Source organism: Pseudomonas sp. DW-iso3 (assembly GCF_058725305.1).
This window is the reverse complement of the sequence record NZ_JBZXDZ010000001.1, coordinates 785,468-798,590: the sequence shown is the minus strand read 5'-3', so window position 1 is coordinate 798,590 and position 13,123 is coordinate 785,468. Positions and strand designations below refer to the sequence as shown.

At 61.2% G+C, this 13,123-nt stretch carries 15 protein-coding genes; 6 read left to right on the top strand and 9 right to left on the bottom strand.

Going from position 1 to position 13,123, the window contains the following annotated elements:
* Positions 1-162 precede the first annotated feature (162 nt).
* Together AC4PS7_RS03705 and AC4PS7_RS03700 are read left to right on the top strand one after the other, a co-directional pair.
* Positions 163-687, top strand: coding sequence for a DUF3833 domain-containing protein (locus tag AC4PS7_RS03705; protein WP_021491043.1), 525 nt, complete (start codon positions 163-165; stop codon positions 685-687).
* A gap of 23 nt (positions 688-710) precedes the next feature.
* Positions 711-1,016, top strand: coding sequence for a DUF6482 family protein (locus tag AC4PS7_RS03700; protein WP_021491044.1), 306 nt, complete (start codon positions 711-713; stop codon positions 1,014-1,016).
* 75 nt (positions 1,017-1,091) lie between these two features.
* On the opposite strand, the gene AC4PS7_RS03695 is transcribed toward AC4PS7_RS03700, so the two are convergent.
* Together AC4PS7_RS03695 and AC4PS7_RS03690 are read right to left on the bottom strand one after the other, a co-directional pair.
* A complete protein-coding gene (locus AC4PS7_RS03695) occupies positions 1,092-2,276 on the bottom strand; it encodes an MFS transporter (RefSeq protein ID WP_137206113.1) in 1,185 nt (394 codons plus the stop codon).
* Positions 2,273-3,436, bottom strand: coding sequence for an MFS transporter (locus AC4PS7_RS03690; protein ID WP_492179065.1), 1,164 nt, complete (start codon positions 3,434-3,436; stop codon positions 2,273-2,275). Before AC4PS7_RS03690 ends, AC4PS7_RS03695 begins: the two co-directional genes overlap by 4 nt.
* Before the next feature lie 95 nt (positions 3,437-3,531).
* Here AC4PS7_RS03690 and AC4PS7_RS03685 point away from each other — a divergent pair, with 95 nt between their 5' ends.
* The 3 genes from AC4PS7_RS03685 to AC4PS7_RS03675 all read left to right on the top strand — a co-directional run bounded on the left by AC4PS7_RS03685 (position 3,532) and on the right by AC4PS7_RS03675 (position 5,643).
* On the top strand, positions 3,532-4,425 hold the full coding sequence (locus AC4PS7_RS03685) for a LysR family transcriptional regulator (RefSeq protein WP_492179064.1): 894 nt from the start codon (positions 3,532-3,534) through the stop codon (positions 4,423-4,425).
* 207 nt (positions 4,426-4,632) lie between these two features.
* On the top strand, positions 4,633-5,133 hold the full coding sequence (locus tag AC4PS7_RS03680; RefSeq protein WP_010212257.1) for a methylated-DNA--[protein]-cysteine S-methyltransferase: 501 nt from the start codon (positions 4,633-4,635) through the stop codon (positions 5,131-5,133).
* Positions 5,134-5,217: 84 nt separating this feature from the next.
* Positions 5,218-5,643 (top strand): low affinity iron permease family protein, encoded by a 426-nt coding sequence (locus AC4PS7_RS03675; protein ID WP_010212258.1) that lies wholly within the window; start codon positions 5,218-5,220, stop codon positions 5,641-5,643.
* Between the two features lie 54 nt (positions 5,644-5,697).
* Here the strand turns inward: AC4PS7_RS03675 and AC4PS7_RS03670 are convergent, their stop codons facing one another.
* The gene (locus AC4PS7_RS03670) at positions 5,698-6,225 is read right to left on the bottom strand and encodes a DUF4142 domain-containing protein (protein ID WP_005785958.1); all 528 of its coding nucleotides are present in this window, start codon (positions 6,223-6,225) and stop codon (positions 5,698-5,700) included.
* Positions 6,226-6,429: 204 nt separating this feature from the next.
* Positions 6,430-7,347: a LysR family transcriptional regulator gene (locus AC4PS7_RS03665; protein WP_010212259.1), complete on the bottom strand. Its 918-nt coding sequence runs from the start codon at positions 7,345-7,347 to the stop codon at positions 6,430-6,432.
* 77 nt (positions 7,348-7,424) lie between these two features.
* On the opposite strand from AC4PS7_RS03665, the gene AC4PS7_RS03660 reads away from it, so the two are divergent.
* The gene (locus tag AC4PS7_RS03660) at positions 7,425-7,913 is read left to right on the top strand and encodes a DMT family transporter (protein WP_010212261.1); all 489 of its coding nucleotides are present in this window, start codon (positions 7,425-7,427) and stop codon (positions 7,911-7,913) included.
* Here AC4PS7_RS03660 and AC4PS7_RS03655 read toward each other — a convergent pair whose 3' ends face one another.
* From AC4PS7_RS03655 to AC4PS7_RS03635, 5 genes are all read right to left on the bottom strand, one after another.
* Positions 7,914-9,245, bottom strand: coding sequence for an MFS transporter (locus AC4PS7_RS03655; protein WP_010212262.1), 1,332 nt, complete (start codon positions 9,243-9,245; stop codon positions 7,914-7,916).
* Between the two features lie 59 nt (positions 9,246-9,304).
* Complete coding sequence (locus AC4PS7_RS03650) at positions 9,305-10,246, bottom strand: hydroxymethylglutaryl-CoA lyase (RefSeq protein WP_137206112.1); 942 nt, start codon at positions 10,244-10,246, stop codon at positions 9,305-9,307.
* Complete coding sequence (locus tag AC4PS7_RS03645; RefSeq protein ID WP_047541425.1) at positions 10,243-11,436, bottom strand: CaiB/BaiF CoA transferase family protein; 1,194 nt, start codon at positions 11,434-11,436, stop codon at positions 10,243-10,245. Before AC4PS7_RS03645 ends, AC4PS7_RS03650 begins: the two co-directional genes overlap by 4 nt.
* An 89-nt stretch (positions 11,437-11,525) precedes the next feature.
* Positions 11,526-12,434 carry a LysR family transcriptional regulator gene (locus AC4PS7_RS03640; protein ID WP_010212267.1) on the bottom strand — a complete coding sequence of 303 codons (909 nt, stop codon included), beginning with the start codon at positions 12,432-12,434 and terminating at the stop codon, positions 11,526-11,528.
* Entirely contained in the window at positions 12,434-13,108 is a 675-nt protein-coding gene (locus AC4PS7_RS03635; RefSeq protein ID WP_010212268.1) for an NAD(P)H-binding protein, read from the bottom strand. The genes AC4PS7_RS03640 and AC4PS7_RS03635 overlap by 1 nt, the downstream gene beginning before the upstream one ends.
* Positions 13,109-13,123 lie beyond the last annotated feature (15 nt).

The following is a 13,123-nucleotide window of genomic DNA, read 5'->3' as shown; positions in this document are numbered from 1 at the left end:
GTTTTTGACGGGGGATGCCTAAAGAAACCGGTCCTTTGAGACCGGTTTTTTTGTGGCTGCGATTTACGGTAGCAGTCATGCCTGTCGGACATACCTGTACAAATTAATATTTTTGTACAACTATCACTGCAACGCGCCGAGGCACGATCAAGGAGCCAAGCAATGACACGTCTATTGGTTTCATTGTTGCTGATGTTGAGCTTGAGCAGTTGCGCCAACGTAGGCGTCAAGCACTACGCTGACCAGCAACCGCAATTGGACCTGGAGCGGTTCTTCAGCAAGCCCGTCAAGGCCTGGGGGATTTTCCAGAAGCGCTCGGGCGAGGTGGCCAAGCGTTTTGAAGTAGATATAGCCAGCCGGCGCGAAGGTAACGCCTTGATTCTCGACGAACGCTTCCTGTACAGCGACGGCACGCGTCAGCGGCGGGTGTGGACGCTGACACCCGACGGTCCGGGGCGTTGGCGCGGTCGGGCGGGTGATGTGGTCGGCGAGGCCATCGGCGAGGTCGCGGGGAACGCGCTGCGTTGGCGCTACCGACTCAACCTGCCGGTAGACGGTTCTGTCTACGAGGTGAGCTTTGATGACTGGATGTACCTGATGGACGAAGACACCCTGATCAATCGCTCCAGCATGACCAAGTTCGGCGTCGAATGGGGCCAGGTCACGTTGTTCTTTCGTCGCCAGTGAATGACCTGCAACGGAGGTGAATCATGCATCTGCAGAAACTGACTGAATGGGCGGTAAACGGAAAAGTTCGCGAGCTGCAGTTGCAGTCGCTGGAGGGTGGCTTCTATATCGCGCGTGTCAGGCTGGATGATGTCGAAATGACGTTGCTGGGCGATGATAACCAGCCGCTGCGCATCCGCTCCACCACGCACTTGCGCGACTTGTTGCAACGGGTTCCGCCGTTTCCCTGTGTGCTGGTGCAACAGTGCGTGCACGATGAAATGTGCGGAGTTCGGGAAGGCCCCATTGGCGCATTGCGGATTCCGTTTACGCTGGATGCGTCCTTTTAAGGCGGTGCAGGTATTGAGGTCGTTCCTATCCTCCAGGTTCGAATGGATCGATTTCGCACTGTGTAATCGCGAGCGTCAATCCGGCTCAGCCATCCCCCGCTGCACCCCCCACGCCAACGGCAACGTCACCAACAACACCCCCGCCAGCACCATCACCGCCACCGGCACGCCCAACGCATCTCCCACGCCACCAAACACCACGGGCGCCAACGCTCCGCCACCAATCGTGCCGGTGTAGAACACGGCAAATGCCTGCTCGCGCTTCTCGGCTCCCGCCAGGTCCGGCACAGCCCCGTAAAGCACTGAAGACGTGCCATTGAGCACCAGCCCCAACAGCGGCAACATCACCATCAGCCCAGTCAGCGGCAAATACACCGCAGCGACGATCAGCAAGGCCGCGCTGCTCTCCGTCAGCCATACGGTCCTCATCATGCCGATGCGCGCCCCCAGGTAGCCGCAGAATAATTTGCCGAACGCGCCGCCGATAAACAGCAGGGTCAACGCCAGGCCAATACCAGCAGTGCCGGCGCCCTTGGCGGCCAGCAGAAACGGCAGGAAGGTGAGAAAACCCATGCGCACGGCGCTGTCGAGGGTGCCGGTGAGGATCAGCGCGCGCAGGCCCGTGGTGGAGCCGGTTCCGATGGGCGACTTGGTTTTTTGGGGCGCGACCGAGGTGCGCGACTGGCTGGGAATCAACCACCACAACAGGCCCGCCGCAGCCAACCCCAGCAATCCCAGGAACGTGGCACTGGCGCGCCAACTGATGACCGTGAGCAACAGACCGACCAGCCCGGGAACCAGGGTTTTGCCGATATCGCCGGAAAAGTTGTACTGGGACAGTGCCTGCTTGATTCCACCGCCGTCCTCGTAGGCATCGCTGATCATCGAAGAAGCCAACGGGTGTTGAGTGCTGGCGCCCAAGCCACCTAACATCAGTGCCATTAACAACATCGTCAGCCCGGTCGCTTGGCCTGCCAACACGTACGCCGCACCGGCGAGCGCGGTGCCGCCCACCAGCATCGGCACACGTCCCCAGCGTTTCGCAGCACGGCTGGCCATGAGCTGGAACACCGCCATCATCCCGGAATAGGCACCGCGTAAAAGCCCGATCTGAGCGTAGGACAGCGCAAACTGCGCCTGCCAGATCGGCAGTAGCACGTAGATGACATCGGTAAGACCATCATGCACGGCATGGGCGCTGCACCCGGCGATCAGCGTGCGGCGGCGTGTGGAAACAGGCATGGCGACGGCGTGATTCATGGTGTCGGGATCAGTTCAGGTTTAACGGGCTTCCAGCCGGTCAGGGCGATCAGCAAGGTCAGTATCTGGAAGGTGATAATCAGCGTCACGCACCCGGCCCAGCCCCAACGCTCCCAGATCAACGCCGGGACAATCGCACCACAACTGCCGCCCAGGTAATAAAACGTGAGGTACATGCCCACGGCGCCGGCTTTGTTGTCGCCGGCGGTAGCGGCGGTGAAGGCGTTGGCCGTCGCCTGGGCGAGAAACACCCCGGTAGAACTGAGGGCCAGGCCCACCACGATGCACCACAACGAGGGCACCAGCGTCAGCGCTGAACCGCTGATGCCCAGTCCGGCAGCGACGCTGAGCAGTTCAGCGTGAGGCCGGGACTTGCTGAGGCGGCCGGCGATGGGGATCACGATCAGTGCCAGCAGAAACACCGTATATAGCGTCCCCAACGCTGCAGGCCCCAGGCCGAAGGGCGGTAATCCGAGGTACAAACCTGCGTAGGTAAACGCCGCCACTTGGGAAAACAACACGCAAAAACCTACAGCGTAGGCCGCCAACAACGGCTTACGAAAAACCGCCGAGAAAGCGGTTTCACCCCTCAACGGTCGCCCATGGCTGGCAGGCAACAGGAACTGGATAAACCCGCCCACCGTCAAACTCAGCACCGCCAGCAGTTCAAACGCTTCGCGCCTGCCTGCGTATTCGGTCATCACCCCCGTGACAAAGCGTCCGGCAAACCCACCCAACACGGTGCCCGCCACGTACAGGCTGGTGACTTCGGTGACCGTGCCACCTCTCCAGCGGTCGCCGATATACGCCACGCTGGTGGCAAACACCACCGGGATCAGCATCCCTTCGACAAACCGCCACACCAGCACCTCGGCAAAGCTGTCGGCATAGGCTGTCATCAGCGCCGGCACCGCCAGCAGCAAGGCCGCCACGCTGATCACCGTGCGCTGCTCGAAGCGTCCGGTCAGCCGGCTGACAAACGGCGCGGTGATCGCCACGGCCAGCGTCGTCACGGTGATGCTCCACCCCGCCATCTTGGCGCTGATGTGAAACTGCGTGGCAAAGGTCTGCAGAATGCTCTGGGTGGCATACAGGTTGAGAAATGCCGCGCAGCCACACAGGAACAGGGCAACGCGGGCACAATGCAGGCGCGGTTTCATGAAACCTCTCGTTTTATTTTGTGAGGTCTTTATAGAATGGCCGGCAGGTCTGAAACCAATACCGATTTCGGACCGATCAATACCCAAGGACCAGGATGCTCGACCTACGCAAGCTGCGTTACTTTCTGACGGTCGCCGAAGAGTTGCACTTCGGCCGAGCCGCCATTCGCCTGCACCTGGCGCAGCCGCCGCTGACACGGCAGATATCGGCGCTGGAGACCGAGTTGGGCTTCAAGCTATTCGATCGCACCAGCCGTACGGTCAGCCTTACCGCGCAAGGCCAGTCGTTCCTGCCCTACGCCCGCGGCGTGCTGGAGCAGGTGGAATTGGCGCAAGTGATCGCGGGCAAACTGGCGGCGGGCACCGCAGGGCAGCTGGCGTTGGGTTATGTGAGTTCGATTGCCCTGTCGGACCTGTTCAGCCAGGCGATCCAGGCGTTTGCCCAGCGCTTTCCCGATGTGCAGTTGACCCTGGTGGAATGCGCCTCCGGCAGCCTGGGCGCGCAAGTGGCGGATGGGCGGCTGGATCTCGGTTTGAGTCGCTTGTTGCCGCAAGACGAAGCGGTGCAAGCGCTGTCGCTGGGCGAAGAACGGCTGGTGGCCGCCGTGTCCAGTGAAAGCCCGTTGGCGCGCCAGCCAAGCGTCAACCTGGCGCAGCTCAGTGCCTACCCGTTGATTCTGTTTCCTGCAGATTATGGATCGGGGCTCAACCAGTCCATCGAACAGCTTTATCGGCATCACGGCCAGCCTTTACGCCTTGGACCGACCGGGCGGCAGATCACGTCGATCATTGCGCTGGTGGCTGCCGGACAAGGTGTGGCGTTGGTGCCGGAATGTACCCAGAGCCTGATGAATAAGGGCGTGACGTACAGGCCGTTGGTGGAAGTGGACGCCTGTGCCCAGTTGTTGGTGTTGACCCGGACTGCAACAAAAAGTGTGCTGGTTGATGCGTTCCTCGCCGTCATTGCGCAGCCCCTGCACATGCGGTAACTCGATCGCAACACCTCTCCCGGACGCCATTTCTATGCGCTCACACATGCCAACTACCGCCGCCCCAAAAAGACCGGTCATCGACCCTTATCCAGCGTTCTCGGAATGGCTCGACTGGCGGCGCTGAATTTGACCGCAAGAAACGTAGTTTGCCCATAGGGCCGCCGGTCTAGACTCCCCCTACACCCACCTTCAGGAGCCCTGATCATGGCCTACGAATACAAGCTCATGCCCTCCCCTGTCGGCCAGCTCACCCTGGTGGCGCGCAACGATAAACTCGGCGCCATCCTGTGGGCTACCGAGCGCGCCAACCGTGTGCGTCTGGGCGACTTGTACGAAGCGCCTGAAAGCCCGGTGCTGTTGGAAACCGAATGCCAGTTGCAGGAATACTTCGCGGGTACCCGCACACATTTCGAGCTGGAACTGGACTTCGCCGGCACCGACTTCCAGAAACAGGTCTGGCAGGCGTTGCTGACCATTCCCTTCGGCGAAACCCGCAGCTACAGCCAGATCGCCCAGCAGATTGGCAACCCCAAAGCCGTACGCGCAGTGGGGGCGGCCAATGGGCGTAACCCCATCTCGATCATTGCGCCGTGCCATCGGGTCATTGGCGCATCGGGCGGGTTGACCGGCTTTGCGGGCGGGTTGGAAGCCAAGCAGTATTTACTGACGCTGGAAGGGACAGGCCAGGCCGAACTGGTGTTCTAAAAACGCGGATCAAATGTAAAAAGAAATTTCAAAGCCACCGTGCGGTCCATTATTTCATCACCCCCTTACAAAGGAAAAACGGTCATGAAATTCTCCGCAGTCTCTCAATCCCTGTCCCGTTGGGCCGGCAGCCCGCGCACGTTTTACGCGGCAGTGGCGTTGATCCTGGCATGGAGTCTGAGCGGGCCGTATTTCCACTACAACGACACGTGGCAACTGATCATCAATACCTCAACCACCATCATCACGTTCCTGATGGTGTTCCTGATCCAGAACACGCAGAACCGCGACAACGACATCCTGCATATCAAGATCGATGAACTGCTACGTGTGTCCAAGGATGCGCAGAATGCCGTACTCAGCCTGGATGGACTGGATCGCAAGGAACTGGAAAAACTGCGCCAGGAATACCGCAGCATCGGCAACGCGGGCACGGTGAGTCTGAACAGCAGTTGCGGTCATGCTGCCGACGATGCGGCACCGATCAAAACCGATTTGAACCAGGCATGAAAAAACGGCGGTTGGAACAGGTCCAACCGCCGTTTTTTACTTCAAGTCATGGCTTCAACCGTCGCCTTGATGACCTTTACCGTAAGTCGATGCCAAGGCGCGAGCCTTTTGCAGACGCTCTTCCAACTTGGGCAGCGTCTCATCCACCAGGGCTTTTATTTCCGGTACATCCGACGCTGCACCTTCCTTCTTGAACAGGGCGATGGCGTCTTCGTTTTCCTTGACCTGTTGCGCGGTATAGGCCGCATCAAAGGAGTCGCCGTCCTTGAGTTCGGGCATCAGGGTTTCGGCTTTGTCGACGATCTTTTCCCGAGGCGCCACCGGCAGGTCAAGCTTCTTCGCGATAGCCGCCAGGTGCTGGTTGGCCAGGGTGCGTTCGTTGATCACCTCGATGGTGTAATCCTTGATCTCCTGGGACGAGGTCTTGGCGTGAGCCATGCGACTGGTTTCGATATCGGCCATCCCTTTGGCCGAAGCCTGCTCGATGAATTCAGCAGGCGACTGGGCGAAGGCATTGCTGGCGCCGAGGCCCAGCAGCATCGCGAAACTGGCGGTGCGTAACCGGATAGCCATGCGGCTCATGATGGGTTCCTCCAGACTAAAAATAAGGGCGGGGGAACACACCCCGCCCTCAATTCGAATTTTTAGGGCGGCAAAGGTTTAGAAAAAACTCGCCAGTGCGACGAACGGTCATCGTCAAATCCAGCGGGCTTGTTGCCAAAACAGCCCCGGCAATGGGAGGTAGGCGAGGTGGGTGAAGCCGCAGCGCAGGGTGTTGTTGTCCTGTCAGCAGTGGCCTTCGGACAATACACCCTGCACCTGCCCAATCAACCACTGCAACCCCGAATCCCCGCCCCGCCGTGCATGCCACGCCAGCTCAAATGCAAACGAAGGGATATGAAACGGCGCGGGCACCGCCAGCAAGTGCTGGTGATCAATATTCAGCAGGCCACGGGACGATACGGTAAGGATCAGGTCGGTGCCTTGAATCAGTTGCGGCGCTACACCCCAGTGCGGCAGGCTGATCGCCACATGCCGACGTTCGCGAATCGTTGTCAGTGCCCGCTCGATTTCCGGAGTGCCACTGCCGCGCATTTCCAGCAATACATGGGGGCGTGACAGGTAGGTCGGCAGATCCAGTGTGCCGCTTGCCGGCAGGCTATCGCGGTCCACAAGGCACGTGTAGTGCTCTTCAAACAACGGCGTAGTCCGCAGTTCGGCAGGCATATCGGGAAAAACACCCGCCGCCAGGTCGAGGTCGCCATTGAGCACCCCGTCCACCATGCCCTCACGGCTGGCCTGGATGATTTGCAGATCGATACCCGGCGCTTCGCGGCGCAGCGTTCGCACCAGGTCGGGTAGGAAAATCGCCGCACTGTAATCGGACATCGCCACCCGAAATCTGCGCTTGGCCGACGCCGGGTCAAAGCGGTTCGGCGCCAGCAACGCCTGTACCTGGCCGAGCGCTTCTGTCAGCGGCGGGGCCAACTCCAGCGCGCGAGCAGTCGGCACCAGACTGCCACCTTGGCGTACCAGCAGCGGGTCACCCAGCAGGTCACGCAAGCGTGCCAACGCGTGACTGACCGCCGGTTGGCTCAGGTGCAAGCGCTCAGCCGCACGGGTGACGTGTTGCTCGCTGAGCAAGGCGTCGAGGATCACCAGCAGGTTGAGGTCAATGCGGCGCAGATCATTCATCAGCTGCATGCTCTGCATAAGAAATTGGAATTTAAATTTGCGCGACGAATAGCCTAGAGTCCAGCAAAACCTCTGGGAGATTCGACATGACAACGTTGCATTGGGTGGGTTTATTCGCGCTGGCGGTCATCGCGGGGGCGGTGGTGCCGTTTCAGAGTGCGATAAACGCCAACCTCGGGCGCGGGCTTGGTCACCCGCTGTGGGCCACGCTGGCGTCGTTGCTGGTGAGCATCATCGTGTTGCTGCCGGTGATTCTGGCGCTGCGCCTCCCGCTGCCGAGCCTGGCGTTTATCAGCAAGGCACCGCTGTGGATGTGGGCCGGTGGCGCGTTTGGCGTGTGTTTTATTTCCCTGGCGTTGATGCTGTTGCCTAAGCTTGGCGCCTCGGGGTTTATCGCACTGGCCATGGCCGGGCAGATTCTGGCGTCGCTGGTGCTGGATCACTTCGGTCTGTTCGGCCTGGTGGAACGCCAACTGACAACGCCCCGCGTACTGGGGGCGTTGTTGTTGATCGGCGGCGTGGTGTTGATTCAGTTCAGTGCCACACCTGCCCGGGCGTTGGCAACCGCAGGCTGATCAACCCTTATCGAGGGTGCGCAGTTTCTGCGGCAGGCCCCACAGCAGCAATGCTGCCGCCAACAGCGCACACACGCCAATCACGTACAGAGCGGGTGTGGTACTGCCGGTGAGGTCCTTGATGCGCCCCACCATCACCGGGCTGACAATGCCACCGAATTGCCCGAGGGTGTTGATCACCGCAATACCGCCCGCCGCGCCTGCACCGGCGCCGGCCAGCAACTTGGGCGGCAGCGTCCAGAAGGTCGGGATCGAGGCGATGATACCCGCGCCCAACATGCCCAGAGCAATGATCAGGAAGGTGGTGTGGTCGGCAAAAATGCCAGCACTGAAGAAGCCCACTGCCCCGAGCACCACCAGGCCGCAGACGAACTTGCGGCGCTCACCCGTAGCATCCGACAGCCGCCCGATCACTACCATGCTGATGGCACCACACACATAAGGAATCGCCGTGAGCAGGCCGATCATCACCGGGCTCTGGGTGCCCGCGCTGCGGATCAACTGCGGCGCCCAGAAGTTGAGGCCGTAGGATGCCACCTGGATCAGGAAGTAGATGAAGCCGAGCATCAGGAACCCTGGAATACGGATTGCCGACAACAGCGAGCCACCGTGCTGGTTCGGCTCATGCTTGGCGATGCGGCTCGACAGCAGGGTCTTCTCCGCCGCCGTCAACCAGTGGGCGTCTTCGATGCGATCCTTGAGCAGCGTCAGCACCAGAAACCCCAGGCCGATGCATGGCAAGCCGCCGAGCAGGAACAACCAGTGCCAGCCGCGCATCTGCAACACACCGTCGAGGTGTTCCAGCACCAGGCCGGAGAACGGTGCGCCCACCAGGCCCGCAAACGCCGACGCCAGGAACAGCATCGAGGTGATGCGTCCTCGGAAATGCTGCGGGAACCACAGGGTCAGGTAATACAGCACACCCGGCGCGAACCCCGCCTCCATCGCGCCGATCAGAAAGCGCAGCGCATAGAACTGCCACTCAGCCGTGACAAACACCATGGCCGCCGTCGCCAGGCCCCACGACATCATGATCCGTGCAATCCAGCGCCGGGCGCCGACCTTGTACAGCATCATGTTGCTCGGCACTTCAAAGATCACATACCCCACCACGAACAGCCCGGCCCCCAGGCCATAGGCGGTGTCGCTCAGGCTCAGGTCCGCCTGCAGTTGGAACTTGGCAAAGCTGATGTTGATCCGGTCAAAAAACGCGAACAGGTAGCACACCATGATCAGCGGCATCAGGCGCCAGGCGACCTTGCTGACCAGGGCTTTTTCGGCATCGATTTCAGCGGCCGGGCGCGCGCCGGCCTCCAACGTATTAGTGCTCATGGTTTCTCTCCAGCGGGCTGCTCACAGGCGCCCGATTGTTTTTGTTGTCTGGTGCGGCGTTACAGCGTGGCGATGTACGCCGGGGGTGGATGCAGGTCGCAATTGCGTCCGGCCTTGGCTACCTGGCCGGGCAACTCGTGTCCAAGCAAAGCGGGAAGACGGCGGGACATATTCAGCAGGTGCGGCAGGTCGATGCCGGTGTGAATCCCGACTTCATCACACAGGTTCACCAGGTCTTCGGTGCAGATATTGCCCGACGCCCCCGGCGCAAACGGGCAGCCACCCAAGCCACCCAGCGCCGCGTCAAAACGACGGGCGCCGGCCTCATAGGCGGCCAGCACATTGCACAAGCCCAGGCCGCGGGTGTTGTGGAAATGCAGGGTCAGATCACTGGCGGACACGCGCTCCAGCACGCGTTTGACCAAGCGTTCCACTTGGCGCGGGTTGGCCATGCCAGTCGTGTCCGCGAGGCTGATGCCCCGGATACCCAGTGCTTGATACGCCTCGACAATCTGCAACACGCGGTCTTCATCGATCTTGCCTTCGAACGGGCAACCGAAGGTGGTAGCGATGCTGGCGTTGAGCCTCACCGGGAAGTCGCCGGCAAAACTGACGATGTCACCAAACGCCGCCAACGACGCCTCGCAGCGCATGCGCATATTGGCCAGGTTGTGGGTCTGGCTGGCGGACATCACCAGGTTCAGTTCATCGGCGCAAGACTCAATGGCACGCTGCGCGCCCTTGAGGTTGGGGATCAGCGCCACGTAGATCACACCGGCCTTGCGCTCAATGCCCTGAAACACTTGCTCACCATCGCGCAACGCCGGAATGGCCTTGGGCGAGACGAACGAACCCGCCTCGATCCGCGAAAAACCGGCGAGGGATAGCTGGTCGATGAGGGCGATCTTGTCGGCCGTCTCGACCCAGGTCGGCTCGATCTGCAGGCCGTCGCGCGGCGACACTTCCTGCACGATCAGCGCGTCGCAGTAGTCGGAAATCATTGCACCACTCCCGCGGTTTTCAGGCGTTGGATATCGGCGCCGGTGAGGCCCAGGCTACCGAGAATATCGTCGGTGTGCTGGCCCAACGTCGGGCCCTGCCAATTCACGCCGCCAGGGGTTTCCGAGAGCTTGGGGACGATGCCGGGCATCTTCACCGACACACCGCCGGGCAGTTCGGCATTGAGCAACATGTCACGCGCCTGGTAGTGCGGGTCGCTGACGATATCGGCTACGGAGTAGATACGCCCGGCCGGTACTTCAGCGGCCTCCAGAGCGCTGAGCACTTGCTCGATGGGCAGGCTGCTGGTCCAGTGCGTGATCGCGGCGTCGAGTAACCCACTCTTGGCGGCCCGACCATCGTTGTGGGCGAATTCAGGCGCTTCGGCCAGATCGGCACGGCCAATGGTGGTCATCAACCGCTTGTAGATCGGATCACTGTTGCCGGCGATCACCACGTAGGCACCGTCGGCCGTCAGGTAGGTGTTGGACGGTGCAATGCCCGGCAAGGCGCCGCCGCTGCGTTCGCGCACATGGCCGAGCATGTCGTATTCCGGCACCAGGCTTTCCATCAGGTTGAACACACTTTCGGCCAGCGACACATCGACAATCTGCCCGTCGCCCTGCCCCGTCTTGACCCGCAGCAACGACATCAGTGCGCCAATCACACCGTGCAACGAAGCCAGCGAATCCCCCAGGCTCACGCCCACTCGCGCTGGCGGCGAATCCGGATTGCCGGTGGTGTAGCGAATCCCGCCCATGGCCTCGCCAATCGCACCAAAGCCCGGACGGTCACGATAAGGGCCGGTCTGGCCGTAGCCGGAGATGCGCACCAGGGTCAACTTGGGGTTGAGGGCATGCAACACGTCCCAGCCGAGGCCGAGTTTCTCCAGGCCGCCGGGGCGCAGGTTTTCGATGAGGACGTCGGCGTCGCCGAGCAATTGCTTGATCAGGTCCAAGCCTTCCGGCGACTTGAGGTCCAGCGCCAGCGACTTCTTGTTGCGCGATTGCAGGTACCACCACAGCGAGGTGCCTTCGTGCAGCTTTCGCCATTTGCGAAGCGGATCGCCTTGGCCCATGGCTTCGATCTTGATCACCTCGGCACCAAACTCGGCCATCATCCGGGCGGCGAACGGCGCGGCAATCAAGGTGCCGATCTCGACCACCTTGATACCGCTCAGGGGAGCCGTCATGGGGTGTACCTCTTATTCTTGGAATGTGACGCCAAGACTAGAGGCCAGAGGCCGGAGAAATCCAACCGTCAGTTGGCAAGGAGCGTTCGCTAAACGCGAACACTCAGATAATCGAACAGCAGCCGGCTGACCGGCGACAACTGCGCCTCATCGCGCACTACCAGGATCAGGCTGCGATCCGACCAGTCGTCCGTCAGCGGCACGGCATGCAAACCCAAGGCACGCCCAAACAGTTCGTACGCTTTCTGCGGCAGGATGCCGATGCCCATATTCGCCTGGACCATCCGGCACATCGCATCGAACCCCGGCACATGTATGCGCAGGCGCAGCATCTTGCCCGCCTCGCGTGCGGCGGCGTGGGTGCGCATATTGATCGAGCTGGCAGCGTGCAGGCCCACGTAATCACTGTCCAGGGTGTCGGCAAATGCCAGGTTTTTGCGCGCCGCCAATGGGTGATCCGCCGGCATCAGCACCACCAGTTTGTCGTGGCGATAGGTCACGCTGGGCAGGCCTTTGGTATCGGTGTCACTGGAGCAGATGCCCAGGTCCGCCACGCCATCCAGCACGCCTTGCACCACGCCATTGCTGGGGCGTTCCTCCAGGTCGGTTTTCACTTCGGGATGCCGTTCGGAAAAATCCCGCAGGTCTTCCGGAAGAAACTGAATGATTGCCGACAGGTTGGCCAGCATCCGCACATAACCGCGCACGCCGTGGCTGTGCTCGCCCAGCTCCAGGCCCATCTTCTCTACGTTGAACAGCATCTGCCGCGCATGGTGCAACAGCGTTTCGCCGGCCGCCGTCAGGTCCATGCCCTTGGCCCGTCGCACGAACAGACTGACGCCCAGCACCTGCTCAAGCTCCATCAGCCGCTTGCTGGCGGCCGACACGGCAATGGCTTCACGGTTGGCGGCGCGGGTCAGCGTACCTTCCTCAAACACCGCAACGAACAGCTGCAGCGTGATCAAGTCCAGCCGACGCACCAGGCTCTTGTGCAACATCAGCGACGCTCGCTGGCCAGCCGATTGATCTCGGCCTGCTCCACCACCGGCTGCGGCGCACCTTGGCTTGCCACCTGCAACATCGCCCGGCCCACCGTCTCGGTGCTCACGACCCAACCCGGCTTCAGCCGCCGCACCAACGACAACAACGGCCCAAGCACTGAGTAGAAGGTCTGGTACAACGGCGTCTTCGAACGCACGCCATGCAACGGCTGGATCACTCCCGGCCGAAACAGATACACGGCCTTGAACGGCAGGCGCAGCAACGCGTTCTCGGTCTTGCCCTTGATCCGCGCCCACATCGACTTGCCCGCCTCGGAGCTATCCGTACCGGCGCCGGACACATAGATAAACGTCATCTGCGGATTGAGCCGCGCCAGCGTACTGGCGGCGACCAGGGTGAGGTCATAGGTGAGTTGGGTGTACTGGGTTTCATTCATCCCCGCCGACGAAACGCCGAGGCAGAAGAAACACGCATCAAAGCCTTGCAGCAGATTTTCCAGGGGCTGGAAATCCAGCATGTCGCTGTGCAACACCTGATGCAGCTTACCGTGCTCCTGGGTCAAGGGCGTGCGGGCGACGGCGACGACTTCCTGCACGTCGGCGGCCAACAGGCACTCGCGTAGCACGCCCTGGCCGACCATGCCGGTGGCACCGAATAATAGAACTCTCATCTAGTACTCCCTTCA